Annotated in this window: 23 protein-coding genes; 14 read left to right on the forward strand and 9 right to left on the reverse strand. The window is 48.2% G+C overall.

The features are described 5' to 3' along the window. Positions 1–144 precede the first annotated feature (144 nt). A complete protein-coding gene (locus tag AB3R30_RS14750; protein WP_458649959.1) occupies positions 145–2,793 on the forward strand; it encodes a DUF3536 domain-containing protein in 2,649 nt (882 codons plus the stop codon). A gap of 104 nt (positions 2,794–2,897) precedes the next feature. Further along, positions 2,898–4,256 carry an 8-oxoguanine deaminase gene (locus tag AB3R30_RS14755; protein WP_458649960.1) on the forward strand — a complete coding sequence of 453 codons (1,359 nt, stop codon included), beginning with the start codon at positions 2,898–2,900 and terminating at the stop codon, positions 4,254–4,256. Positions 4,257–4,321: 65 nt separating this feature from the next. Here the strand turns inward: AB3R30_RS14755 and AB3R30_RS14760 are convergent, their stop codons facing one another. Beyond that, on the reverse strand, positions 4,322–4,690 hold the full coding sequence (locus AB3R30_RS14760; RefSeq protein ID WP_458649961.1) for a YccF domain-containing protein: 369 nt from the start codon (positions 4,688–4,690) through the stop codon (positions 4,322–4,324). Positions 4,691–4,897: 207 nt separating this feature from the next. Beyond that, complete coding sequence (locus tag AB3R30_RS14765; RefSeq protein ID WP_458649962.1) at positions 4,898–5,605, reverse strand: hypothetical protein; 708 nt, start codon at positions 5,603–5,605, stop codon at positions 4,898–4,900. Between the two features lie 281 nt (positions 5,606–5,886). Here AB3R30_RS14765 and AB3R30_RS14770 point away from each other — a divergent pair, with 281 nt between their 5' ends. Further along, a complete protein-coding gene (locus AB3R30_RS14770) occupies positions 5,887–6,216 on the forward strand; it encodes a DUF3493 domain-containing protein (RefSeq protein ID WP_458649963.1) in 330 nt (109 codons plus the stop codon). A gap of 41 nt (positions 6,217–6,257) precedes the next feature. Here the strand turns inward: AB3R30_RS14770 and AB3R30_RS14775 are convergent, their stop codons facing one another. The 3 genes from AB3R30_RS14775 to AB3R30_RS14785 all read right to left on the reverse strand — a co-directional run bounded on the left by AB3R30_RS14775 (position 6,258) and on the right by AB3R30_RS14785 (position 8,829). After that, the gene (locus AB3R30_RS14775; protein WP_458649964.1) at positions 6,258–7,208 is read right to left on the reverse strand and encodes a WG repeat-containing protein; all 951 of its coding nucleotides are present in this window, start codon (positions 7,206–7,208) and stop codon (positions 6,258–6,260) included. 11 nt (positions 7,209–7,219) lie between these two features. Next, the gene (locus AB3R30_RS14780; RefSeq protein WP_458649965.1) at positions 7,220–7,876 is read right to left on the reverse strand and encodes a DUF2301 domain-containing membrane protein; all 657 of its coding nucleotides are present in this window, start codon (positions 7,874–7,876) and stop codon (positions 7,220–7,222) included. Between the two features lie 149 nt (positions 7,877–8,025). After that, entirely contained in the window at positions 8,026–8,829 is an 804-nt protein-coding gene (locus AB3R30_RS14785; RefSeq protein WP_458649966.1) for an SAM hydrolase/SAM-dependent halogenase family protein, read from the reverse strand. A 99-nt stretch (positions 8,830–8,928) separates the two neighbouring features. On the opposite strand from AB3R30_RS14785, the gene pirA reads away from it, so the two are divergent. Then, entirely contained in the window at positions 8,929–9,093 is a 165-nt protein-coding gene (gene pirA, locus AB3R30_RS14790; RefSeq protein WP_458649967.1) for an arginine synthesis PII-interacting regulator PirA, read from the forward strand. Positions 9,094–9,203: 110 nt separating this feature from the next. Here pirA and AB3R30_RS14795 read toward each other — a convergent pair whose 3' ends face one another. Then, positions 9,204–9,392, reverse strand: a complete 189-nt coding sequence (locus tag AB3R30_RS14795) for a CPXCG motif-containing cysteine-rich protein (protein WP_458649968.1) — start codon at positions 9,390–9,392, stop codon at positions 9,204–9,206. A gap of 143 nt (positions 9,393–9,535) precedes the next feature. Between AB3R30_RS14795 and AB3R30_RS14800 the strand changes: the two genes are divergently transcribed. The 7 genes from AB3R30_RS14800 (at position 9,536) to AB3R30_RS14830 (ending at position 19,552) form a co-directional block, all read left to right on the forward strand. Continuing rightward, positions 9,536–10,414, forward strand: coding sequence for a DUF72 domain-containing protein (locus AB3R30_RS14800; RefSeq protein WP_458649969.1), 879 nt, complete (start codon positions 9,536–9,538; stop codon positions 10,412–10,414). After that, positions 10,414–11,718, forward strand: coding sequence for an ABC transporter substrate-binding protein (locus tag AB3R30_RS14805; RefSeq protein ID WP_458649970.1), 1,305 nt, complete (start codon positions 10,414–10,416; stop codon positions 11,716–11,718). Before AB3R30_RS14800 ends, AB3R30_RS14805 begins: the two co-directional genes overlap by 1 nt. Positions 11,719–11,780: 62 nt before the next feature. Then, positions 11,781–12,689 carry a carbohydrate ABC transporter permease gene (locus AB3R30_RS14810; RefSeq protein ID WP_458649971.1) on the forward strand — a complete coding sequence of 303 codons (909 nt, stop codon included), beginning with the start codon at positions 11,781–11,783 and terminating at the stop codon, positions 12,687–12,689. A gap of 9 nt (positions 12,690–12,698) precedes the next feature. Then, complete coding sequence (locus tag AB3R30_RS14815; protein WP_458649972.1) at positions 12,699–13,526, forward strand: carbohydrate ABC transporter permease; 828 nt, start codon at positions 12,699–12,701, stop codon at positions 13,524–13,526. Positions 13,527–13,593: 67 nt separating this feature from the next. Continuing rightward, positions 13,594–14,046: a hypothetical protein gene (locus AB3R30_RS14820; RefSeq protein ID WP_458649973.1), complete on the forward strand. Its 453-nt coding sequence runs from the start codon at positions 13,594–13,596 to the stop codon at positions 14,044–14,046. Between the two features lie 96 nt (positions 14,047–14,142). Further along, a complete protein-coding gene (gene xth / locus AB3R30_RS14825; protein ID WP_458649974.1) occupies positions 14,143–14,925 on the forward strand; it encodes an exodeoxyribonuclease III in 783 nt (260 codons plus the stop codon). Positions 14,926–15,016: 91 nt separating this feature from the next. Next, positions 15,017–19,552: a two-partner secretion domain-containing protein gene (locus tag AB3R30_RS14830; RefSeq protein ID WP_458649975.1), complete on the forward strand. Its 4,536-nt coding sequence runs from the start codon at positions 15,017–15,019 to the stop codon at positions 19,550–19,552. A 149-nt stretch (positions 19,553–19,701) separates the two neighbouring features. Here AB3R30_RS14830 and gshA read toward each other — a convergent pair whose 3' ends face one another. Together gshA and AB3R30_RS14840 are read right to left on the reverse strand one after the other, a co-directional pair. Beyond that, positions 19,702–20,838: a glutamate--cysteine ligase gene (gshA, locus tag AB3R30_RS14835; protein WP_458649976.1), complete on the reverse strand. Its 1,137-nt coding sequence runs from the start codon at positions 20,836–20,838 to the stop codon at positions 19,702–19,704. Between the two features lie 196 nt (positions 20,839–21,034). Continuing rightward, positions 21,035–21,400: a DUF1830 domain-containing protein gene (locus AB3R30_RS14840; protein WP_458649977.1), complete on the reverse strand. Its 366-nt coding sequence runs from the start codon at positions 21,398–21,400 to the stop codon at positions 21,035–21,037. A 281-nt stretch (positions 21,401–21,681) separates the two neighbouring features. Here AB3R30_RS14840 and AB3R30_RS14845 point away from each other — a divergent pair, with 281 nt between their 5' ends. From AB3R30_RS14845 to AB3R30_RS14855, 3 genes are all read left to right on the forward strand, one after another. After that, complete coding sequence (locus AB3R30_RS14845) at positions 21,682–23,253, forward strand: photosystem II high light acclimation radical SAM protein (protein ID WP_458649978.1); 1,572 nt, start codon at positions 21,682–21,684, stop codon at positions 23,251–23,253. Positions 23,254–23,268: 15 nt separating this feature from the next. Beyond that, positions 23,269–24,669 (forward strand): DICT sensory domain-containing protein, encoded by a 1,401-nt coding sequence (locus AB3R30_RS14850; RefSeq protein WP_458649979.1) that lies wholly within the window; start codon positions 23,269–23,271, stop codon positions 24,667–24,669. 148 nt (positions 24,670–24,817) lie between these two features. Beyond that, positions 24,818–25,480 carry a pentapeptide repeat-containing protein gene (locus AB3R30_RS14855; RefSeq protein ID WP_458649980.1) on the forward strand — a complete coding sequence of 221 codons (663 nt, stop codon included), beginning with the start codon at positions 24,818–24,820 and terminating at the stop codon, positions 25,478–25,480. Between the two features lie 109 nt (positions 25,481–25,589). On the opposite strand, the gene AB3R30_RS14860 is transcribed toward AB3R30_RS14855, so the two are convergent. After that, positions 25,590–25,976 carry a hypothetical protein gene (locus AB3R30_RS14860; RefSeq protein ID WP_458649981.1) on the reverse strand — a complete coding sequence of 129 codons (387 nt, stop codon included), beginning with the start codon at positions 25,974–25,976 and terminating at the stop codon, positions 25,590–25,592. Positions 25,977–26,138 lie beyond the last annotated feature (162 nt).

Genomic DNA, 26,138 nt, shown 5'->3' on the forward strand with positions numbered 1-26,138 from the left:
ACGAGAGTGACCTAAACGCTGTACCCCACAAAAGGGTTAGTTGATTTGTTTTAAACGAGTTGATCTGTATCTAAATAATTCTACGCACAACCGCATTAAGTTAGTTCTACCTTTGATTTTCCTAGGGAATAGTTTTCTTCTTACATGACTTCTTTTTCTACTCAACGCTCTGTTTCAGCGCTCCCTGTTTCAAAGCTCCAATCTAGTGATGATGCTTTGAAAGTGGCTCAGGGAGTTTATATCACAATTCACGGGCATTTCTATCAGCCGCCGCGTGAAAATTCTTACCTAGATGTGATTGAGCGTCAACCGAGTGCGGCTCCGTTTCACAATTGGAATGAGCGAATTCACTACGAGTGCTATCGTCCTAATGCGTTTGCCCGCATTGTTAACGATCGCCAAGAGGTGATGGAAATTGTTAATAACTACGAATACCTCAGCTTTAATTTTGGGGCAACGCTGCTGAACTGGATGGAACGCCACGATGTGGAAGTGTATCAGCGGATTTTGGAAGCGGATCGGAAAAGCTGCGATCGCCTGAATGGACATGGCAACGCGATCGCCCAAGTTTACAACCACATCATTTTGCCCTTAGCAAACGAGCGCGACAAGTTGACCCAAATTCGTTGGGGAAAAGCAGATTTCCGCTCTCGATTTGGGCGCAATCCCGAAGGGATGTGGCTCGCAGAAACCGCTGTTGATTACGCTACTCTCGCAGCGCTTGTAGCAGAAGGCATTCAGTTCATTATTTTGGCTCCATCGCAAGCAGAACGGTGTCGTCCGATGCCCACGACTGAACAGCCAGAACCGGAATGGCAAGAAGTAGCAAGTAGCCAGATCAATCCGACCCGTGCTTATCGCTGTTACTTGCCATCTTTAAAACGCGATTCTACGCCCGCTTACATTGATATCTTTTTTTACGACGGTCCCATCTCTAGTGATATGGGGTTTGATCAAGCATTGTCGAATGCTCATCAGTTTGCGGGGCGCTTAGAAAAAGCCGTACACACCGAGCAGCGATCGCCTCAACTGATTGCCGTTGCGACCGATGGCGAAACCTTTGGACATCATAAGGGCGGCACCGAAAAGTGTCTTGCTTATTCGTTCGTGCATGAGTTTCCCAGCCGAGGTTGGACGGTCACCAACTTTGCTCACTACCTTTCCATTTGTGACCCTGTTTGGGAGGTAGAACTAAAACCCGTGACCGCTTGGAGTTGCAGTCATGGAGTCGATCGCTGGCAAGATGACTGCGGCTGTGGCAGCGGCGGCGGGTGGCATCAGCAATGGCGGCGACCTCTGCGAGACTCGCTCAATTGGCTACGGGATCAGCTTAGTCGCGTGTATGAAGAGAGTGGCAGCAAACTATTACAAAATCCTTGGCAGGCGCGAGATGAATATATTCAGGTGGTGCGCGATCGCTCCCAGTCTACCGTCAACACCTTTCTAACTAGTCATCAATCCCATCCCCTGACTGCCGCAGAACGGGTCGATGTGCTGCGACTCCTAGAAATGCAGCGTCATGCCTTGCTAATGTATACCAGTTGCGGCTGGTTTTTTGAGGAGCTTTCTCGTCCTGAAGGCGTACAAATTCTTCGCTATGCTGCCAGAGCGCTAGAACTAGCGGGCGATGTCTCTGGCATCCATTTAGAAAAAGCCTTTATTAAACGGCTGGCTGCTGCACCCAGTAATGTGGACTGCTTCAAAAATGGAGCCGAAGTCTATCGCCAACTGGTGACCACGGCGCAGATTAGCTTAGAGCAAGTCGCCGCCCATTATGCCATTAGCTCTCTGTTTACCGCAGCGCCCAAAGAGCAACGGATTTACTGTTATACCGCCCAGCAAGTGGATTATCATCTGCAACGAATGGGGGCGCTGACGCTTGCTGTTGGACAGATCCAATTGGTGTCAGAGATTACGCGAGAATCAGTGGATTTGGTGTTTGCGGTACTGCATTTAGGCGGCTGGGATTTTCATTGCTGCATTCAACCTTTTTCAGGGCGGCGTAGCTATAGCCAAATGAAAGAGAGCGTGTTTATAGCTTTAGGGGAAGCCAGTTCTGCCAAGGTAATTTTGGCACTGCATCGTAGTTTTGGGGATCAGTCTTTCAGTTTGCAAAACCTATTTGCAGAAGAACGCCATCGGATTATGCAAATGCTGACCCAAAGTACCTTAACTCGTTTAGATCAGCTTTATACGCAGGTTTATCGCGATAATTACGGTATTTTGATGGCATTTCATCGAGATGGGCTAACGGTGCCACGGGAATTGCAGGTGGCGGCAGAGGTGGCGCTCAATCATCGGGTGCTGCTATCTCTAAGATTATTAGAACAAGAGTTGAGTGATCCCCTGGTGGAAGGAGTCGTCGGCTTAGGGCACTTGGCAGAATTGGAGGCGATCGCCACCGAAGCTACTCAAATGCATTGTCCGGTACAACTTCCTGAAGCTCAACAAACCCTCGAACGGCTGATTCTCCATTCGCTCCGAAATATTCTGCAAGCGTTTAATCCTGCCACTTTAGTCGCCGACTTAGAGCGAATGCAGCGGTTAATTCATTTGGGTCAGCACTTGAATTTAAATCTATCTTTGGCTCAAGCCCAAGAATTTTATGTGCGATCGCTCAACACTTGGATCGTGCCCCAATGTAGCGCGTGGATTGCCGCAACTCAAGACCTGGACAAAGTGGCAGCCTATGGCAAAAAAGGCGAAATTCGTCTCACGCATCTTCGGTCACTATTGCGGTTAGGGCAACTGTTGGCGATCGATGTGACGGGTTGGCTGGCACAGTTGCCTTAAATCTCCACGCTCAGCGATCGCGAACTTTGTCAAGTTAGTAATCTGTGATTCCATCAGGAGGCAACTTGGGGAGTAGGATGGCTTGATCTGAATTTGCAAGAATTATGTCTACACTGTTAGTCAAAAACATCCACACTCTGGTTACCCTAGATGCTGAGCGCCGCGAAATTCGCAATGGTGCTTTGTTGGTGCAAGATAACGCGATCGCGCAAGTTGGCACCACCTTAGAACTTCCCCAAACAGCAGATGATGTCTTGGATTTGCAGGGGCGACACATTGTTTTGCCTGGGTTAGTCAACACTCATCATCACTTTTATCAAACGCTCACCCGCGTGATTCCGGTGGCTCAAAATTGCACCCTATTTCACTGGTTGCAAAATCTCTATCCCATCTGGGCAAATCTTACGCCAGAAGCCATTTATATCAGCGCTCAAATGGCGGCGGCAGAACTGCTGCTATCGGGTTGCACCACGGCGAGTGATCATCTTTACATCTATCCCAATGGCTGCACTTTAGATGATGAAATTCAAGCAATTCGGGCGATCGGACTGCGGTTTCATCCCACTCGTGGCAGCATGAGTGTCGGAGAAAGCAAAGGCGGGCTGCCTCCCGATTCTGTTGTAGAAAACGAAGCAGATATTCTCAAAGATTCGCAGCGGTTAATTGAGCAATATCATGACAACTCCCGCTATTCCATGCTGAGACTGGCGTTGGCTCCCTGTTCTCCCTTTTCCGTTACGCCAGACTTGATGCGGGAATCTGCCACCTTAGCGCGTTCTTATCCTAGTGTGCGGCTTCACACTCACCTCGCAGAAAATCAATCTGATATTGATTACAGCGTCGCCACCTTTGGCATGATCCCTGGTGACTATGCTGAATCAGTTGGCTGGCTAGGAGAGGATGTGTGGTTCGCTCACTGCGTCAAGCTGGATGATGGCTCAATTCAAAAATTTGGCGCTACAGGAACGGGCGTGAGCCATTGCCCCGGTAGTAACACACGCCTCGCTAGCGGAATTGCCCCGATCCGCCAGATGCTAAATGCGGGAGTACCAGTGAGTTTGGGTGTGGATGGCTCTGCTTCTAATGATGCCGGAAACATGTTGCAAGAAGCTCGGACTGCTTTTTTGCTGGCACGAGTGCGAGAATCAAATCCAGCGGCGATGACAGCACGCGATATTTTGGAAATGGCGACTTTGGGCGGTGCGAAGGTGTTGGGGCGGGATGATGTGGGAGCGATCGCGGTGGGGATGGCAGCAGATTTTATCGCGGTTAATCTTGATCGCCCCCAATTTGCTGGAGCATTGCACGATCCTGTGGCGGCGCTAATCTTCTGTCAGGCAAATGCGGTCGATTACAGTTTTATCAATGGCAAAAAAGTCATCGATCAAGGACGTTTAGCTACTATAGAACTGGAAACTCTAGTCGAGAAAACCAACGCGATCGCAGAGCAACTGATGAACTAATCCATCGTTTTTAGGCTAAAGGATCTTGAGGATTGTTCTAGGGTCGTGGGTTTACCCTACTGCGGTTAAGCAAACTCTCGACCAAACGGCAGGAGCGCTAAAATCATCAGTTTAAAGTGTTGCTTGGCAAAGGGTAAACCAACAATGGTTATGGCGAGAATGATGCCCCAGAGTAAGTGAGATAGGGCAATTCCCCACCCAAAGAACATAATCCAAATTACGTTGAAAATAGTGGTCAAAACGTCACCCGCATAGGGTTTTGCAATCACTTCCTTCCCAAATGGGGTAAAGGTAGCAATTCCTAAATTAATTGCTTTGATGCCAAAAGGGATGCCGATGATGGTGGCGCAAATTCCGATGCCGCCGATAATATAGCCGATGCCACTCATAAATCCGCCAAAAATTAGCCAAATGATATTTCCAATTAAGCTCATACTAAATTTCCTATAAACACGGTACTTTTAGGCAATCACTGCGATCGCGCAAAAACATAATTTAATCATGTAAACCCCCATCTTTGCTGGGGGACTCACACAGTCTGACAGTTCCGGGAGTCTAGGGAAGAGTCGTCGTTAACGTGAGTTCATGGGGCATAAGATACGTGATTGCAATATATCGGATACTCTGTTCTAGCTTTCCCGCTATTCTCCAAACTCAAAGGTGATGAATTTTAGTAACTCTGCGCGTTTGGGACTTATGTTTACTCCAGGTTTTAAAAATTTTTCAAAATTTGCCCGAAGTTCTTCATCAAGATTTGCCCGTTCTGTCACCGCCATTATCTCGATTGAGGCGGAATTTGGATAGACCAAGCGATGTATCTGGGAGAGAATCCGGGAGCGATGAGTGTGCAGAAAGTTCCATATCTCTCTCGTCAGGACCTCCTGCACAGCTTTACCCAATCCTACTACTTGATGGTCAATCCCAAACCAAACAATGTCTACAATTGATTCTTCTACCCATTGATGGAACTCTATTGGACGACCCGGTATACCTTCTGACCAGGGGTTCTCATCCTCTACCTCACCTTTACTACTGTTGTAACTTACTCCCATCCATCCATACTCTGGGGAGTTACTAGATATCTGACCTAGCCGACCCCTTTTTCTCCTATGCGTTAGATCTAAATGGATGCATTTTTCCCAGTCACCAGCAATATAGCAAGTAAAATGAGCAGCAGTATAGTAAGTAAAATGAGCGATTTGCCCATCTCCATAAAAAGCAGCAATAAATTCATTATTAGGATAATTGGCTCTCGCAGCTTCTAGTCTGGCGTAATTGATCGATATGTGACTTACGGGTAGCCAAGAAGCGTTGATATAGGAAAGATCGATCGGATGTAAATTGCACATTTGGGGTTCGCTGCAACAACTATTCAAGAATAGATTGGCAACTTGGATCACACCTGATTACGTAACACTTCATAGCACAGAGGCAAGATATTTTGTGGTGAGGGCTAATTCGCTTTGAGCGGCTTCCCTTTTCAAGCCTCCAGCTTTGTCGGAGGTTGATGACTTCACAGAATCGCACTTACTCAACACTATAAACTGCAAAAATCGTAGCTCACCATAGAAGAGTTGAATAGCTTTTCATTCCTATGTCACCATGGGACAGAACCCATAAATAGATTGAAATGGCAAATCATTCAGCAAATGAAGCAATGAAATCTAAGCAGCCCAAACCAGTATCCACTTTGCAACAGACTGATCCAGAAAAATATGCTCATTTGCGAGCAGAAGCGGCTGCGCCCTATCGCGGATTGCGGAGATTTTTTTATGCGTCTTGTGCTGCTTCGGGTGCGATCGGTGGATTTATTTTTGGCATTCAACTGCTGGCAGGTCGAGGCGTGGAAAACACCGGGTTAAATCTAATCGTGCAGGTTGGAGTGGTAGCGTTAATGGCTTGGTTTTGGCGATTGGAAAATCGGGCAGAGCAAAAAGAAACATCCAACCGAGAAAAATGAACTTTTTTCTTAAGAAGTGATGCAAATCCTCCAAAGTTCATTTATCCTTTCGCTACGTTGGTTCGATTAATATAGCCCCACTTGCCGTCGATTTGAACTCGCGCTAATCCTTCAGAAAAAAGACCTGCATTATCAAATTTAGGCTGCACTACAAAGGTGCCAGCCGGGTTGATATAGCCCCATTTCCCATTCATTTGAATGGCTGCTGAACCTTGTGAAAAATTGGCGGCACCCTCAAATTTAGGAGCAATCACAATTTCACCAGTGGGGTTAATGTAGCCCCATTTTCCATTCATTTGAATCGCGGCTAAGCCTTGTGAAAAATCAGAGGCGAAACTGAATTGAAGCGCAATGACAGGATCGCCTTGAGGATTGATGTATCCCCAGCGATCGCCCATTCGCACTCGCGCTAAGGATTCAGAAAAATGAAAGGCACCCTCATAAGTAGGTTGAATATTAATCATCTTAGACTTACCTAAATAGCCCCATCGCTTCCCCACTCGCACGGGTGCCAATCCTTCAGAAAACTTCCAAGCATCTTCAAATTGAGCAGCGATCGCCATCGTTCCCGCTGGATCAACATAGCCATATTTATCAGTGACTTTAACAGCCGCTAGTTTCTCAGAAAAGCGATCGGCTAAGGTAAATTGAGGAGCAATAATGACTTGTCCAGACTTGTTGATGTAACCATATTTACTGCCAACTTGAACTGCTGCTAAACCTTCAGAAAACTGAGAGATTTTATCAAAGAAAATATTTTCAAGCAATTCTCCTTTAGTGTTCAAACAACTATAAACGGAGCCAATTTTTGCGATCGCCAATCCTCCCGAAAAAGGGGAGAGCGCACTCATCTCTTCAGTGGCTTTGATCACTATCTTTCCGGTCTTGTCGATATATCCATAGGTATTTTCAACGCCGACCAGCGCCAATCCCTCAGAAAAATCTGAAGCACTATCAAACTGCGGAAAAATGCCTTTCGATTCAATCGCCATTTTGATCGCATCTATAAAGATTGCTTTTGAGCGCCAGACTTGAGATAGGCAAACACGCTTTTATCGCCAATATCTGGAGGAATCGGCTGAATTGCTTTACGGAAGGCAAATATGCCAAAAAATATTGCCCAACTCACCAACAAGCCTTGCTCAACCGCAGGCGACAACCCACCCAACAGATGCCCTAATAGGAGAAGAGGGACGAGCGGTGTTAACACTTTGGCTTCTAAACGGTTAAAGCAGACGGCTTCTTTAAAGAAAATACCGGTGAGGGCAGCAAAAACAAATCCTACGCCTAGGATAGTGAGTGGATAGGTATAAACAGTGAGAGCAAACGGTTCTGGGCTACCGTGGGCGATCGCCACCGATGCCACCACCCCTATCAGCCAAAATACTTGGAGCGCACGATGTAGCGGTTTGAGATAAATGTGAATCATCCACAGACTCACGCCTAGCCCAAGACAAAAAATCGAATAGAACCCGCTCACCCAATGCAAACTGGTGGGATTGTTGCCTTGCCAGAGGACTAACCCGGTGGCGATCGCAAAACATACTGCCGCTAGCACCAATCCACCTCGATAGAAAATCACTTCACGGCGATCGCTGTCTAAAATAGTGAAATCGCCAAACTGTCCTTGATACACAACGGGATCGGTAGAAGAAAGCATAAAAAAGTAGGGGATAAAAATGAATGACGAGGGGCAAATTAGGAGTTTTGAGTTTTGAGTTTTGAGTTTTGAGTTTTGAGTTTTGAGTCAACAGTTCAACGCTCTCACTACTACTTTTTATCCTTTGGACTTCGGACTTCGGACTTTGTTCATATCTTATCTAACTTCACTTCTACGGGATCTCCGATCTTCAAGTTCAGGAAAGATTGGGCGCTGCCGTTGGTGATGGCAATTTCTAGCCAACCGTGACTCCCGATGAGACTGATTAGTTCTCCAACTGGGCGATCGCTGTAGGTCAGAACACCCAAAATAGATGTCATCCCAATCGTCACTGACCAGGGAGCAGATAGGCTAGCAGCGGGGATATTGGTAATGAGATTGCCAAAGTGATCAATGGCTTGGATACAGCCGTGAATTGTGTTTTCAGTTTCAAAATAGGCTGGCAGCGAAAACTGCACAAGACCGTCGATCGCGATCGCATCCCCCAGTTCTGCCAAAGATACGCCACTGGCGAGATGTGCGCTTACTGGGGCAAAAATGTCGCGTCCATGAAAGGTGCTGCTGGGTTCATCGGTGCGCCAAAACTGAGTATTCGTCAATTCAACGGCAGCATAGGCTGGACATTGATCTAATACGCCGCTAAAAATGCCGTTATCAGGACCGACCAAAAAGCCCAGCGGTTCCTCCAACTGAGAGCCAACGGCGATCGCCACAGCGCGACGCTTGCTGCCCACACCGGGATCAACAACCGCAACATGAACGGTTCCAAGCGGAAAATAAGGAACGGTTGTCATTAGAGCAAATCTGCCTGATCCAATGTCTTGAGGTGGAATCTGGTGGGTAATATCAATCATGGATAGGGCTGGGTTAATCTGTGCGATCACTCCTTTCATCACACTCACATAGGAATCCCTCAGTCCAAAATCACTTAATAACGTAATAACTTGACCCATTACTTTCGGGATCATGAAATTTTGGTAACAAACACTACCGTTCAGTTTTCCTAATACTATAATTAAGACATACCCATGAATAATTAAAAGAGAATGTCCATGTTGAACAAAAAACGTCAGGAAATGGCAACAAAAGCAGCACAAGCTCATCAGATCACATTGCAAAAAAACTTGCAGCGTCGTTTAGAAGTGGCTAGAGCCAGTGGAGATGAAAACCTGCTTCGTCAATTGGAAGCCGAAGCTAGCTATATTGGGTTGAATTAGCTTTTGCTGATAACTTTTTTTGTGCCTCAATCCTGTGAACACGTTGGTGCCTCGTAATCCTACGAGGCATTTACAGTTTAAATGACTATAATTACTTTGCCGAAGTAATCTTAACCATTATATTCAGAGTCGATTTCAATATCGAGAGTTTCTTCATCAATGCGGACGTAAAGATGATTTGGACGGCAGCATACTTGGCAATCTTCGATATAAGCCTGCTGCATTCCGGCGCTGAGGTCAATAAAAGTGGTGTTGGGTTCACCACAGTAGGCACAATTAAACTCAGCAGTGTTTTGCATGACGATAAAACTGGTTAAAGATCAGTAAGAGTCTGCATTTGGCGATCGCCAGCATTAAACCAAAATTTAGATCTCAAAATTTAGATTGCTAGCCTACGTTAATTATGCAAAGCACTGTGTATTGAACCATCTCCACGGTTAAAATGCCAACTGCAACACACTTTTTTATCGGCTGTGCCCTTTGGGGCTACAAAGGTTGGTTGGGTGAGCTATTTCCACACGGTAGCCCAGCGTCCAAGTTTTTGCAGCTTTACAGCCAGCGATTTACAGCCGTGGAGGGAAATACCACTTTTTACTCGGTGCCTGATGCTAAGACGGTGACACGCTGGGCAGCAGAAACTCCAGCGGACTTTCAGTTTTGCCCCAAGCTGCCTAAACAAGTGACTCATATTGGATTGCTGCAACCCCAAGTTATCCAAGTTCAGCAGTTTGTCGAGCGGATGCAAGGCTTAGCCACTGCCAACGAAACCCGTTCGGGACCGATTTTTGCTCAACTGCCACCGAGCTACAGTCCTGATAATTTTCAAGATTTGCAAGCCTTTTTAACGGCGATCGCTCGTGAAAAGGCAGAATTTGCTTTAGAAGTACGGCACCCAGATTGGTTTAAACCACCCCATTCCCAAAAATTAACCGACTTGCTGCAACAGTTAGGACTGGGTCGTGTGCTGCTGGATACGCGCCCAATTTACGAGGTGCCCGATGATTCTCAGCTTCACTCCGAGCGCAAAAAGCCCCGTGTACCCGTGGAGTTTAGCGTTACGGCACCTTTTAGCCTGATTCGATATATTAGCCACCCCGATCCAGAAACCAATCTTCGTTTTATGCAAGATTGGTTAGTTCATATCGATCGCTGGTTACGCCAAGGCACCCGAATTTACCTATTTGTTCACTGCCCTTTAGAAGCGCGATCGCCTGCCAATGCCCGCATTTTTCATCAGCTACTTGAACAACACGGGACTCCAGTGCCGCCGCTTCCCTGGAACACTTTGGATCAACTTCCAACCCAGTTAAGTTTGCTGTAATGACAACAACCGCTATGAATATCAGCTTGAGACGGTTCGGATTGGGTTGTTTATGGGTTGGAGCGATCGCGCTCACAAGCTGCCGCCCACAACTCCCATTTTCGCGCAACCAAAATACACTTCAGCCCAACAAAACGATCACAATTACGTTAAGCGGTTGGCAAAGTAACCCTAATGAAACGAAGCTTTTACATCAAGTACTGCAAAATTTTGAGGCGAATAATCCAGGTATTCGCGTTAAATATGAAGTCATCAATAGCGAATATATGGACGTGATCAAAACTCGCCTCATTGGGGACGTTGCGCCGGATGTGTTTTATCTAGATGCCCTTGAAGCGCCATTGTTGATGCAATATAACGTGCTGGAACCGCTCGAACCCTACATCACGCCGACCTTCAAGCTGGCTGATTTTGAACCCTCACTGTTGAATGCGTTTAAACACAACAATAAGCTTTACGGTTTGCCCAAAGATTTCTCAACGCTTTCCTTGTTTTATGACAAAAAAGCATTTGCAGCGGCGGGAATCGCCCAACCACCAAAAACATGGGATCAATTCATGGCTGTTTCTAAAACCCTGACCATTGATCAAAATCAGGATGGCAAAATTGATCAATATGGCTTTGGACTTGCGCCCGAATTAGCGCGGCAAGTGTTTGTGCTGAAAGCTTTTGGTGGGCAGCTAATTGACTCAAATGGGTATGCCACCTTTGCTGAACCGAACAGTTTAAAAGGCTTGCAAGTTGTGATTGATCAATATCGTCGCGATCGCACATCAGCCCAACCCACCGACGTAGGCGCAACATCGGGCAGCGAAATGCTGGGTCAGGGAAAAGTTGCAATGACCATTGAAGGCACTTGGGCAATTCCCTACTTCAAAGAAACCTTTCCAGATCTTGATTTTGCCACCGCAGAAATTCCTACAATCAATGGCAAACCCGGCACAATGGCATTCACGGTTGCTTATGTGATGAATCGTAAAGCCAAACATAAAGCTGCTGCCTGGAAACTGATTGCTTACTTGACCGGAGCGGAAGGCATGGAAGCCTGGGCAAAACAAGGATTGGCTTTACCCACTCGGCGCTCAGTTTTAGCAGATTCGGGCTATCACCAAAACCCGTTGTATGCGCCGTTTGTCAAAGGTGCCAGTTATGCCACGATCTGGCAAGCGGGTAAAAACCTACCTACGATTCGGATGAATTTCAACAACCAATTTATCAGTGCCTTGTTAGGTGACCAACCGTTGCCACAAGCGATGAAAAAAGCTCAGGATACGGCTAATCGAGAAATTTATTTAGCCAATTAGTAAGGGCTAGATCTTCGACTTATTGAAGGAGTCGGAGATCCAAAAGATGGGAAGTGATCAGGATGAATGAGTTGAACAAAGCTGGCTGGAAAAAACGGGTTTCAGAAGAGCCTGTGACAGGCTATCTGTTTATGGCTCCAACAATTTTGATTGCTGGAGTATTCTTGATCCTGCCGATCGCCTATGCCGTGACGCTCGCCTTTCAAAAAGTCCAGCTTTTAGGGAATGTCAGCTATCAGTTTACCGGGCTAAAAAACTTTGCCCGAATTGCCCAAGACGATCGCGTTTGGATTGCCCTCAAAAATACGGCTGACTATGTGGCGATCGTCGTGCCTGTTCAAACAATCCTAGCGCTGATGCTTGCCCTGATTTTGAATAGCCAAATTAAGGGGCGATCGTGGTTTCGGGTTGCCTTTTTTCTGCCCACCGTTACCTCATCGGCTGTTCTAACGTTAATCTTCATGTGGATCTATAACTCAAATGGCTTGCTCAATAGCCTGCTGAGTTTTTTCCATTTACCAACCTACAACTGGTTAGGCGACCCCAATGTCGCATTGAAGGGGATTATGATCATGAATATTTGGTCAACCGCGCCGTTGTTTATGGTGATTTATTTGGCAGCGCTCCAAGGAATTCCAGAGACGTTATATGAAGCGGCGACGTTGGATGGAGCCAACCCTTGGGAGAAATTTCTGCATATCACTCTCCCGTTCTTACAACCCGTTACTTTTTTTGTCATTGTCATGGGAATCATTGGCACGTTTCAACTTTTTGACCAATCGTATATTTTCTCTGCGGGTTCTGGAGGACCCAATGATTCAACCCTAACGATCGTGCTGTTGATCTATCAATATGCCTTCAAAAATCTAGATATGGGCTATGCCTTAGCGCTCACGTTGATTTTGGCGGTTATATTGATGACTTCAACAATTATTCAACGAGCTTTGTTCAAAGAAGAACGCTTCGATTAGGAACTTTCAATGAAAGCCATGCGTGGATTAACCGCAGTCCTATATCTGTTTTTAGCGATCTACACGCTGATTACCTTGCTGCCGTTTGCTTGGGCGTTGTCAGCATCTTTCAAATCTCTTGCTGAAATTTCAGCAGGCGGCTTGAGTTTAATTCCTAAACAGTGGACATGGGCGAACTATCAAACGATTTTTGTGCAAGAACCATTGTTTGGTCGCTGGTTGATGAACAGCGCGATCGCCGCCATTTCCGTCACCCTTCTCAACTTACTGTTTAATTCAATGGCAGGCTATGCCCTGGCACGAATTCGCTTTCCCGGCAATCAGTTCTGGTTCTTTCTGATTCTGGCAGTGCTGATGGTGCCCGGACAAATTACGCTATTGCCTAAATTTCTGATTCTCAAATCGCTCGGATGGCTCAATACCTATCAAGGATTAATTGTGCCATCCGCTATCAATGCCACCTTTATTTTTATGATGCGGCAGTTTTTTATCAACTTTCCCAAAGAGCTAGAAGAAGCCGCCGCACTCGATGGCTTGGGTCGTTTTGGCACCTTTTTTCAAATTGTTCTACCCCTTGCCAAACCCGCATTAGCGGCTCAAACAATTTTTGTTTTTATGGGTTCCTGGAATGAATTTCTCATGCCACTAGTGATTCTTTCTGATTCCGAAATGTTTACGCTGCCACTCGGCTTAAATGCGTTCAAAGGGCAATACATCAGCTATTGGAATTACATCATGGCAGCCTCCATGATTTTCACGTTACCTGCTTTAGCGGTATACGCTTTTTTCAACCGCTACTTTATTCAAGGCGTGGCGTTTACCGGTGGAAAAAGTTAGGAGCGATCGCCCTTCCGCTTATTTGCTTACCTTAGCCTCGTCAGAACATTCACTCAGGAGGAACATCATGACACTGCGTAGCCTTATCGCCCTCAGCTTGGTTGCTACCGCGCTCATCTCGTGCGGTAGCAGTGAAAAAAAGCCCCTAACCGTTGGTGAAGTAAAAGGCTTCGCCACGGTTTGCGATAAAGCAAACGACGGTAAGCGCGTCGCCGTGAAGGGCTATCTGCGCTTGCCCGAAAAGGTCAACCCAAAAACAGGCGCGATACTCCGGCTTTACCCAACAACTGAATTCAACGGCAAGCCCGTTGGAGTGTCCACCGAGATCGGGAGCCAGCCCAACCAGATTGGACCCATACCCGAGATGTACAGGGACAAAGACCTCAAGGTGAACATAGCGAACGGTCAAGTGGCGGGGTTCGGAACAAAGGTCAAGGTTTCCGGCGATCTCTATTACCCGATGATCAGGCAGGAGTTTCCGTGTGCTCTTAGTAATCCGCTGGTAGAGTTAGCTAAATGACCATCGCTTTCGCTGCTATTCTCAAAAAGCTGACCGCGATTCCTGTAGGATTCTGTGGAAAGCTTCGCAAACATTTCACGAATCGTCCTTTGCTTAATGAAAATTGCTACCTGGAATGTCAACTCAATTCGTACCCGTCTGCCCCACACCACAGACTGGTTGAAAACCACTTCAGTAGATGTCCTGTGTTTGCAGGAAACTAAGGTAGTAGATGAGAAGTTTCCGCGTGATGCTTTTACAGAAATTGGCTATCACGCAGCGATTTTTGGGCAGCCCAGCTATAACGGTGTTGCGATAATAAGCCGGGAGCCATTGAGCGATGTGAGCCGAGGGTTTGCGCCAATTTTGGGCGATCGCGTCGCTGAGTTTGATCAGCAAAAACGGGTGATCACGGGGATTATTGGCGATCTGCGCGTGGTGAATTTGTATGTGCCCAATGGGTCAGCCGTGGGCAGCGAAAAGTATATTTACAAGTTGCGCTGGTTGGAAGTGCTGCATGATTATCTGAAAGCGCTGATGCTAGAACCCAATCACCTGTTAGTCTGCGGCGACTTTAATATTGCCCTAGAAGACATCGACATTCATGATCCTACCGGACGGGTGAATCAGGTGATGGCAACGGATCTGGAACGGGTGGCGCTGCAAGTGATTTTGCGGTTGGGCTTGGCGGATGTGTTTCGCAAATTTGTTAAAGACGGCGGACACTTTAGCTGGTGGGATTATCGATCGGCGGCGTTTCGGCGTGATTTAGGCTGGCGAATTGATCACATTTACCTATCGCCTGACCTGTATGAGAAAGCGATCGCCTGCGCGATCGATAAAGCACCCCGCAAACTAGAACAACCCAGCGACCATACCCCCGTGATCGTTGAATTCTAGCGAATTGTAAAAAAACTTCTGGCACCGTGGTATTTCTGAATCGGATGTGGCTAGAGTGTCGGTAAATTCTTCTGAAAGGTTGGAATTTACCATGAAGGCTATTGTTGCTTGGCGTTGGCTGGCTGGAATAATTGCGCTTCCCATAGAGATCGTTTTACAAATCGCTCCCCTCCTTCCGGATTTTTCTGTTCAGGCGCAAATTATTCCTGATGCCACACTGCCAGTCAACTCCAGCGTTACGAGCGGCTGTACTACCTGTGAGATAAACGGCGGCACCGTGCGCGGCGTGAATCTATTCCATAGCTTTCGTGAATTTTCTATTCCCACGGGTGGCTCTGCCTGGTTTAATAACGCGCCCCAAATCCAAACTATTTTGACGCGGGTAACGGGGAATACCCTTTCCAACATTGACGGATTAATCAAAGCTAACGGCACCGCTAGTCTATTTCTGCTGAATCCTAACGGCATTATATTGGGGCAAAATGCGCGGCTGCAAATTGGCGGTTCCTTTGTTGCCAGCACTGCTAACAGTTTCAAGTTTCCAGACGGCAGCGAGTTCAGCACCACCGATCCTCAAGCCCCCCCACTACTCACGGTAAACCTGACACCCGGACTGCAATCGGGCAGCATTGCCTCTGGCACTATTACGAATCGCGGCAACCTCACCGCCGAACAAGACCTGATCCTAGAAGCAACCCATTTAGATTTGCAAGGGCAATTGGTGGCAGGTCGGGACTTAATCCTGAAATCAGACACCGTACAAATTCGAGATGTTACCACTCCATTCGCAGCCCAATCAGGGAGAGATTTACTGATTCAAGGCGATCGCACTGTCGATATTTTTGCGCTAAACCATTCTGCTAGCGGCTTATTTTCAGGACGAAATCTGGTAATCCGTAGCGCCACTGCGATCATCGGTGATGCTCACTATACTGCTGGGGGTAATGTGCGAGTTGAGCAACTCGATGGGCAACCAGGCATTTTGCACAGTCCCCACGATCCCATCATTCGATCGAATGGGGATGTGGTGTTGGGTGGCTATGTCGGCGCATCGCTACACATTTTTGCCGGGGGAAGCGTCACAATCACAGGCTTAGTTGACATCACAGGAGCCGACCCGGTGAATGGCATTGTTGAGGCGATCGCCCTTTCTAATGGCGCTACGGTTAACATCAATGGTCAAACCACTCCTACTTTGGATATTCGAGCAGGACTTGATCCCATTGCGATTGGTGCGCCAATTGGACTGACGGGCGCGGGTGCTTTTACTGCCCCTGCATTCTTTACGCCAAATCCCACCAATGCCGATATTAGCGTTGGCACTATTTTTACCCCGGCTGATGTGGAGGGGCTGGTGTTTTTGACGAATCAATATCGTCCCAACCTGGCATTACCTGGCACGATTCAGGTCGGTGACATTGATGCTTCGATTCTAGTTGGGGCAGCCAATGGCAGTTCGGTGGTGATTGATTCTCGTGGCGCAATCTCAGGAACGGGGGTGATTAATTCATCGGCTCCGATTGGCAACGGGGGCAATATTACGATGTTGGCTCAGGGAGATTTGACCCTGTTTCCCGGAGCAGAAATTACCTCGCAGGGAACATTGGGGGGCGTTGTTAACCTCTCAAGCCAAGCAAATCTAGCTCTTTTGGCGGCGGATATTTTCAACAATAGCTCTGGAAATCTCCCTGGTGCGACGGGAGGCAGCATTACCTTAACCGGACAATCGGTTTTATTAGACTTTGCTTTTGTAGAGTCCAATACCTTAGGTCAGGTGAATTCGGGGCAGGTCAGAATCAATGCAACCAATGCCGTTCAAGTGACGAATGACAGCAGTGTTCGTAGTTTGATCTTTGGTGGGGCGGTGGGGAATAGTGGTGGAATTGCAATCAATGCGGGTTCCGTGGTGGTCAATGGCAATTCTGAACTGAACTCCAGTGTTGCCGGAGGACAGGGACGCGCCGGAGATATTGCGATCGCCGCTCGTGATGGAGTTTTGTTTGAGGGTGGGTTTGCTCGGAGCCGTTTGGAGTTTGGCGGAGTGGGTCGAGGCGGTGATATTCAAATTGATGCGGGTTCGGTCACGGTAACAGGGGTGCCGCCCGCGATCGCCAATGCCAGTATTGGTCAACTGGTCACAGCCACCTTTGCCGATGGAGATGCGGGAAGTGTGCGAATTAACGCCAGAGGTGCTGTGGTGTTTGATGGCAGAGGTAGCGACATTTTCACCTTGGTTGGTTTCCAAAATCCAGTTGGAGGGAACGCGGGGGATATTGTGATTAATTCAGGGTCATTATTAGTGACCAATCAGGCGCGGTTGATTTCCCAGGCAGAGCAACGGGGAAACGGGGGACGAATTGCGATCGCCACGGGCACCTTGTCTGTACTGAATGGCAGTGTTTTGAGTTCATTCGCGCAGGTACAAGGAAATGCCGGAGGGATTAGGATTCAGGCAAGAGATGCTGTAACCCTGAGTTCTGGGGTTGCCACCAGCGCCGTTGCAGGCATTGGCAATGCGGCGGATATTTCCATTCAAGCGGGAAGCCTGTCTCTGGATCAGTTCACGATTTCTGCCAGCACAGCGGCACAAGGAAACGCGGGAGGCGTAACAATTCAGGTAGATAACGACGTTTCGCTGGCTAACAAGAGTGAAATCTCGACCTCTGTACAGCCCAATGCGATCGGCAATGCGGGAACGATTGACCTGACGGCGCGATCGCTCAATCTTACCCATGATTCCAGATTATCCGCCAGCACCGACGGTCAGGGCAACGCCGGAAATATTACCGTCAATGTCAACACCCTGAATGCCTCGCAGGGTGGACAACTCCGCACCACGACTTCCAGCAATGGACGCGCCGGAGACATTACAGTAGGCAGTCCCACTCGCCCTGCCAATCAGATTACCTTAGCTGGCATCAACAGCGGTTTGTTTGCAAACACCAGCGCTGGGTCAGGCGGTCAGGGAGGCAGCATTGCCCTAGTCACCCATGCACTCACTGTGATTGACAACGCCCGTATTTCTGCCAGTACAGGCGGACAGGGGAATACAGGAACCATTCAAGTGCAGGCGGGTGAGGTATCGCTGACAAACAATGCCCGGATTGAGGGCAGAGTGGAGGTAGGCGCAATGGGCAGCGGTCAAGAGATTACTTTAAAGGCAGGTACATTATCGCTGGCAGGAAGTGCCCAAATTTCTGCCAGTACTGCCGGACAGGGGAATGCAGGGCGAATTGTGATTCAGACGAGCGATCGCATTTCCCTAGGTGAGGGCGCTCAAATTCAGGGGATTGCAGAAGCTGGCTCAACGGGCAACGGGCGCTCAATCGATCTGGAAACTCGCGAATTTAACCTCACAGGCGGTGCCCAAGTGACGGCGAGAACTGATGGTTTGGGCAATGCTGGGAATATCAATTTGATTGCTGCCACTGTGGATATTGCTGATCCTGGCAGTGGCTTGCTCACCCAAACCAATTCCAACACGGGCAGAGGAGGGGCGATCGCCGTTTCTTCCCAAGATTTTCGCCTTTCCAACGGTGCCGCTTTGAACGCCACCACCACCACAGCTAGCCCCGGCGGTAGCATCACAGTCAATACGAATCGCCTGGATGCCAACAGCGGCGGACAACTCCTCACCACCACATCCGGCAGTGGACGGGCGGGAGACATCACAGTAAGCGCATCTGACTTGATGCTATCGGATAGAAATACGGGCTTATTTGCTAGCACGATCGCAGGTTCTACAGGCAACGGTGGCAATATTTTTGTGAATGCAGGCACCACATTGATTGAAAATCAAGCTGGAATTGCGGCAGGAAGTCAAGGCACTGGACAGGGTGGCAGCATTGCGATTCAGGCGGGTCAGCTAACCCTGAATCAGCAGGCGTTTATTACGGCAGAAACCGCCACCAACCAAGGAGGCAATATCACTATTGAGAGCGATCGCCTGTTACTCCTGCGGCGGGATAGCCTGATCTCTGCCAGCGCTGGAACGACCCAGGCAGGCGGTGATGGCGGCAATATTACCATTAGAGCGCCCTTTATCATTGGGGTACTGGGTGAAAACAGCGATATCACCGCGAATGCCTTCTCTGGGAATGGCGGCAAAATTAATATCACTACAAACGCGATATACGGGCTGCGATTTCAACCTAAATTAACGCCCTTTAGCGATATTACTGCCAGTTCTCAACTCGGCATTAGCGGCACCGTCACCATTAACACGCTCAACATCGACCCTAGCCGAGGGTTAGCAGCTTTTTCAGTCAATCTAGTTGACCCATCCAATCAGATCGCGGTGGGATGTTCAGTCGGAAGACAAGCAGCCAAGAAAGAAAGTCGCTTTGTGGTCACGGGGCGCGGTGGGCTACCAGAGAGTCCCAATGAGGCATTTGGGGGCGATCGCCCCTTGGTGGAATTAGCAGAAATACAAACTACCAAACCCGAAAGTGTAAGATTGCCAGGGGATTTACCCAACCCCTCATCACCCCTTCTAATTACAGAAGCTCAAGGCTGGGCGATCGCCCCAAATGGCAAAGTAGCTTTACTTGCCAAAGGAGTGATCAGCGTTCCCCATGGTGACTGGCAAACTCCACATCACTGCTGGGAGAAAGCGGAGAGGGAGTAGAAAGGAATGTTGAGTGTCGAATGTCAATCCATCATCCTTTTTCGTTCCATAATTCTATGGAGCCTTCAAGAAACACCATATTTTTCACGAAAATATTACACAAACGTAATTCTGTAATCCGCAATTCGCCCCTCGCCCCTCGCCCTCTTTTACGCTACTAATGAACTGCACAACTCGTCTTCCAATGCCAATTCCATCGCAGCAGTGTCTCGAATCGCTTGCTGCATGACTTGGCGTACAGGCAGTCCCTGTTCGTGTAGTTTCAGCCAACGCTGAGCTTCGTTGCCGTCTCGTAAAATCTTTTTTAGGGGTGACAAAAAGCAGCTAAAGCCTTGTTTTTTGGCAGTATCCCAGACTTCCTGATAAAGTTGCTCAATCCAATCTCTGGCAATGATTGGGCGACCATCTTGCCAGTGACGTAGTTCAGCCTCTAGGCTAAGCTTGCCAGCAGCGAGTTCGTTGGCATCCGTGAGGGCAATCAAATCATCATTAGAAAGTTGGCTCATTTGTAACGGATCTAGACCGGGATTGGCGATCGCTTGCAATAATCGGGCTTCCAGCAGGGCGGTGATTCCCAGTAGAGAAAGCGGGTCTACTACCAAGTCGCAAATTCGCAACTCTACCCGATTGAGATTGTAGGGACGGCGATCGCCATTGGGGCGCACCGAACTCCACAAATGACGCACATTCTGCATGGTGCCTGCGGCGAGTTGCTGTTCTGTCCAGCGGATGAAGTGAGCATGGCTTTCAAACAGCGGCACATGGGCGGGAGTTTTAGGAAACAGGCTCCAGCGGGTGGAATGATAGCCCGTTGCGGCTCCGTTCAAAAATGGCGATGAGGCAGTTAAGGCTAAGATCAAAGGCGCTTCCACTCGCACCAATCGACAAGCCCGCATCAGCGTTTCTAAGTCAGAAATACCAATATTGATGTGAATGCTAGCAGTAACAACCTTAGTGCCGTAGGTCTGCTCAATATAGGTATGGTAAGGATTTCCAGGATCGGAACGCATGAAGCGATCGCTGCCGCCTAATGCCAAAGTGCTACCTGGTAGCAACGTGTAGTCTCCTAACTGTCTTAAATAGTTGCGTAACTTAAACCGGGGTTGCAGCAAGTCGCACAGAAGCCTTTCATAGCGATGACAGGGCGGAGTTGTGTACTCCACGTTGCGGCTATCAGGTTCGCGCACAAACCCATCTAATGCCGCCACAATTTTGTCAGAAAGCCCAACAGCATCGCCCTCAGGAGTACTGGTATAAATCTCAACTTCAAAACCTTTGGATAGCACAGTGATTCCTCCCTGAACACGATCAGTTCCACTCTAGTATCAGGGAAAAAGTGAATCAGTGATTCAACCAAAAGCATGAGGCTAGTAGAGTTTAGGGTAACTCCAGCAACCTTTGCTTAGGCAGTTTTGAGTTTTGAGTTGCGTACTAGTTTTCGACAGGCGTTAGGGCGTGGCTATAGCAGTGTATAAACTGCCTTCAAGTGGTGATTGGAGTGGAACTGGTGATCAGAGGCGGGGGCGATCCTAACCCGTCGTTGAGTTCTTCCAGTCGCTGTTCATGATCGGGCGTGAACAGTGAAATGATTTCATCTTCAACTTGCAAGCGATCGCAGGGAATCGTATCAGCTAGAATCGCGCTTGCCATCATGCCACAGTGAATTTCCAGCAATGAGTCTGGCATGGTTTCAAAAATTAATCGCTGCCCTGGAAAGACGACCCGTTCAAAATACCAGTTTGGAATGTTGGTAATTCGAGCAATCTGCATACGGCTCGTAGCGTTGACATAGCAGCAAGTAATTGCACTGCGCTGATCAGAAGGTAGGGGATCAAAAATTTGAGCCATATCCGGTAGGGTGCGCTAAAGGGTGTTTAAAACATGCTTCACCTTAACATTGGCGATCGCGGCTAGTTGTAAATCCAATCACTAACCATCACTAGAATTACATTTTTTCTAGAACTCATCTTTTTCCAATTTTTCTTTCCCTAGATTGGGCTGAATGAAAAAATTGGGTCAACAATTCCCAGCAAGTCTGTCCAGGTCACTAAAGTCAGTGGTATCGTAAAGTTGTGTGACATAAACTCAGAAATTATTCTTTTTAGAAATCCCACCTTAAAGTGCCCGCTATGGAAAGTCGGATTCTCTACGTTCGCCTCCCCTGCAATCCAATTTTTCCCATTGGCGTTGTTTACCTGGCAGATCATGTCCACAAGCAGTTTCCCACAGTACAACAGCGCATCTTTGATTTGGGTACTGTGCCCCCGCTCGACTATGCCAGTGCTTTAGATGACTGTATCGATGAATTTCAGCCCAGTTTGATTGTGTTCTCTTGGCGAGATATTCAGATTTATGCGCCCGTGGGTGGACGCGGTGGTAATCCGCTGCAATACACCTTTGAATTCTTTTACTCGCTCAATCCCATTGTCAAATTGCGCGGTGCGTTTGGTTTAACCCGCATTGCCACAGGATATTACGGTGAACTATGGCGCAATCTAGGGTTGATCAAGCGCGGCACTAAACGGGCAAAGAGATATCAACCCGCCGCAAAAGTGGTTGTGGGCGGCGGTGCGGTTAGCGTGTTTTATGAACAACTCGGTAAAAGCTTACCCAAAGGCTCCATTGTTTCTGTGGGCGAAGGTGAAGCGCTGTTAGAACGAATCGTGCGCGGCGAAAGTTTAGCTCAAGAGCGCTGCTACATTGTGGGAGAAACTAGCCCCCGCGATCGCCTGATTCATGAAGTTCCAGCGGCGATCGAAAAAACTGCCTGTAATTACAGCTACATCGAAACGATTTGGGCAGAGTTTGATTATTACCTGGAAGCCGAAGACTTTTATGTAGGGGTGCAAACGAAACGCGGGTGCCCTCATAACTGCTGCTACTGCATCTACACGGTGATCGAAGGCAAGCAAGTCCGGATTAACCCATCCGATGAAGTGGTGGCTGAAATGCGCCAGTTGTACGATCGCGGCATTCGTAACTTTTGGTTCACCGATGCCCAACTGATTCCCGCCCGTAAATATATGGATGACGTGGTGGAATTGCTGCAAAAAGTATTGGATGCCGGCATGAAAGACATCCACTGGGCGGCTTACATTCGTGCCGATAACCTCACGCCCCATCTGTGTGACCTGATGGTGAAAACGGGCATGAACTACTTTGAAATCGGCATTACTAGCGGTTCTCAAGAACTTGTTCGTAAAATGAGAATGGGGTACAACCTCCGCACCGTTTTGCAAAACTGTCGCGATTTGAAGACTGCTGGGTTCAACGATTTAGTATCCGTCAACTATTCGTTCAACGTGATTGACGAAACTTTCGATACCATTCGTCAAACGATCGCCTATCATCGCGAACTGGAAAGCATTTTGGGTGCCGATAAAGTGGAGCCTGCCATTTTCTTCATTGGTTTGCAGCCGCACACTCATCTGGAAGAATATGCCTTCAAAAATGACATTCTGCGTCCCGGTTACGATCCGATGAACGTGAAGCCCTGGACAGTTCACAAGCTCCTTTGGAATCCTCAACCCCTCGGCTCTTTCTTTGGCAATGTTTGCCTAGAAGCGTGGCGGCGGAATCCCAATGATTTTGGGCGCGAGGTGATGAATATTTTGGAAGAGCGTTTGGGACGGGCGGATTTGGAAGAGGCGCTGTCGGCTCCGATTGAGCAAAAATCGAAGGAATTATTACTGTCAGTTTAGGAAACTCTTTGTACCATGCTTGAAGGTTCAATCCTCTATCAGTTGAAGGCGGCGCACCAGTCGGGGCAAGGAAACCAGCGATCGCTGAACTTTGGGGTGTATTACAAAAATACGCTAGTGGCGCTCTGCCATGCGTTAGAGGATTGTATTCTCACCTGTAGCAGTGAGCCGTTAGTAATTACAGCGTTTCAGCGGGGCAAATGGTATTTGCAAGAAGCTGATCGCTATGCTGATTTGGCACAGCGATCGCGGGAAGTCGTGATCATGGCGGCACCCGACAGCGGCTTTGGTGAACATCCCACGAGCCAACGTCAAAATGTGGATCTGGTTAGCCTCAACGCCGATGATCCGGTAGCGCAGGAATGGCATTTGATGATTTTGGCTCCCACCTATTCCGCCATGGTGCTGTGTCAGGAGCTAACCGCAGCCGATTATGGCAAACAAGGCGTTCCTACGGTTGATCTAGAACGTAAGTTTTATGGCTTTTGGACATTTGAAGCCGACTTAGTACAAGAAACGATGGAACTGGCGATCGCCCATCTTCGCAGCTACAATCCAACACTAGCGGATACGTTAACAAACCATATTCAGGCGATTCGCTCCGCGCCGATTGAACAACGTGATCCCCTGGAACCCATTGTCTCTCGCGTCGTGGATTACTTGCAGGATAGCCACATCATCAGCACGGCTGCCTATCACACCGTTGAGCAACCCCAAATTCTAGATAGCAACCTGCTATCCAATGAGGTGCAGGCTTTCTTGCGAATGGCGCAACTAACGGATCAAGCCGATGCGCTCAACCCCAATGCTGCCGCTGAAGTTGCCACCTTGGTTGAGGCAATGGGGCAGTTTTTAGATCTTCCGGTATGGCAATTAAATCGCCTAAAACTCGCAAGTTTACTCCACCGCTTGGCTCCCTTGCAGTCTTCTACATCCATGCTCACGAGTAGCAGTTTTGGACGCTATCCTGAAGAGCAAGCCATTGATGCGCCTTGTTGCCCCTTAGTGCCGGGTGCCCAGGTACTTCGCACTATGCCGCAGCTACGGGCGATCGCCACGATCATTACTCACCTGAGCGAACAGTGGGATGGCTCCGGAAAACCTGGCGGTTTAGCAGGGGATGAAATTCCTTTGGAATCTCGGATATTAGGGTTAGTGGCGGCTTTCCAACAGCAGGTCGCCGATCAACGTGCCCGATCAGAGGGGATTTCCAGCCTAGAAGATTGTTTGGCGATCGCCCTAGCGCAATGCCACAAAGAACAAAGCCAGCGCTGGGATCCAAAACTGGTGGATACTCTGACCTTGCTAGTGTCTGGTCTGCAACAAGGACTCAGCCTACCGGTAAGTCTGCCTAAAATTTCCGCCGGACTGTGGCTGTTGGATTCCCACGACGAAGCTCTCATTTCTCGCTCTTAGGATCGTGGATTAAATTTCACCTGTACGGGCGCAGCATTCGGTAAAAACTCCTTGAAAGTGCCAGAGAATCATCTGCCGAATGCCGCGCCCCTACCAAATCCCGGATTTATTAAATTTTCATTCCTTACTTCACTATACTGATCTTTCTATGACTCTCGATCTTCAATCTTCCGCAACTCAATCTTCAGACGTGAAATACTTACCCGGTGCCGATTTAGAAGAAGCTGACTTATCAGGAAAAGCGTTGCAAGGCGTGAATTTGACTGGCGCGCGACTCATGGGTGCCGACCTGAAACATACGAAGCTTACCGGAGCTTCTTTGGAAGGCGCAAATCTGCTGGGCTGCCAATTGATTAAGGCAGATCTGCGGGCGACGCTGATGGGCGCAAACTTGATGCAGGCTGACCTGACAGAGGCTGACCTGCGCGGAGCGAATCTGCGGGGCGCAAACTTGATGCGATCGCGCCTGACCAGAGCCACCCTTGCCGGATCGTTTCTCAGTGGCGCAAACTTGATGGGCTGTAACTTGCAAGGTGCCGATCTGCGCGGTGCCGATCTGCGCGGTGCCAATCTCAGCAGTGCCAATCTGCACGGCGCAAACCTGATGCAGGCTGACCTTCAAGGCGCGATCGTCAGCGAGGCAAATTTGGAAGAAGCGAATTTGGTGGGTGCAAATCTGGCAGGCGCGAATTTGGCAGGCGCAAACCTCCTCTGTGCGGATGTGGAGAATGCTAATCTATCAGGAACCAATCTGACAGGTGCGTGTTTGACCGGAACCGGCTTGGAAACCAAGATGTCTAAAGGTGAGTAGTAGGAGAACTGCGATCGGTGAAGGCTACAACCAAGTAACTTTAGTTAAATACTGATGGACTATGTTCAGTCCGCACCAGTGCATCATTATGCCATAACTAAAGGCGAATCTAAAGACTGGCATGGATAATGGCTACCAATGCTACAGGGATCGGTAAGAAATATTGCTGCTGCCCAAGCTTAGGCAAGATTCTAGATTTACTTAGCCACTCTTCTGATATCTTCTTTCCCACTTGTCTAGCTTGCTCAAATAGTAAATGATCCAATTCACTTAAATTAGGTTGAGTAGCCTCTCGTTCAAGTATTTGAATCACCCTATTGACATAATCAGCAGAATAGCCGTTGGGTTGGATTGGTGTACTTAAATCATCACCAAAAGCATAGAAAGTTAAATATGAAGCCCCATTTTGACTAAAATGCTCTTCCACTTCAAGCATAGGATGAGTAGCAAACAATAAATATCGACTACCTTTAAGATTTGGAAGTTGGTTAAACAAAGCAGTACTAGAAATAATTGTGAAATCTGCCTGTCGTTGCCTAGCTAATGAACAAGCGAGATCTCCTATTGAGTCAGAGCGTCTAAGAGGATGTCTGAGAAGTTAGGGGCTACGCTAGCCGCCTGAGCATCAGACGAATCATGGCAACATAAATGAAAGTTT

The sequence above is a fragment of the Sivoneniella epilithica UHCC 1019 genome (genome assembly GCF_040830845.1).
In the GTDB taxonomy this organism is placed as follows: Bacteria; Cyanobacteriota; Cyanobacteriia; order Leptolyngbyales; family Leptolyngbyaceae; genus ULC077BIN1.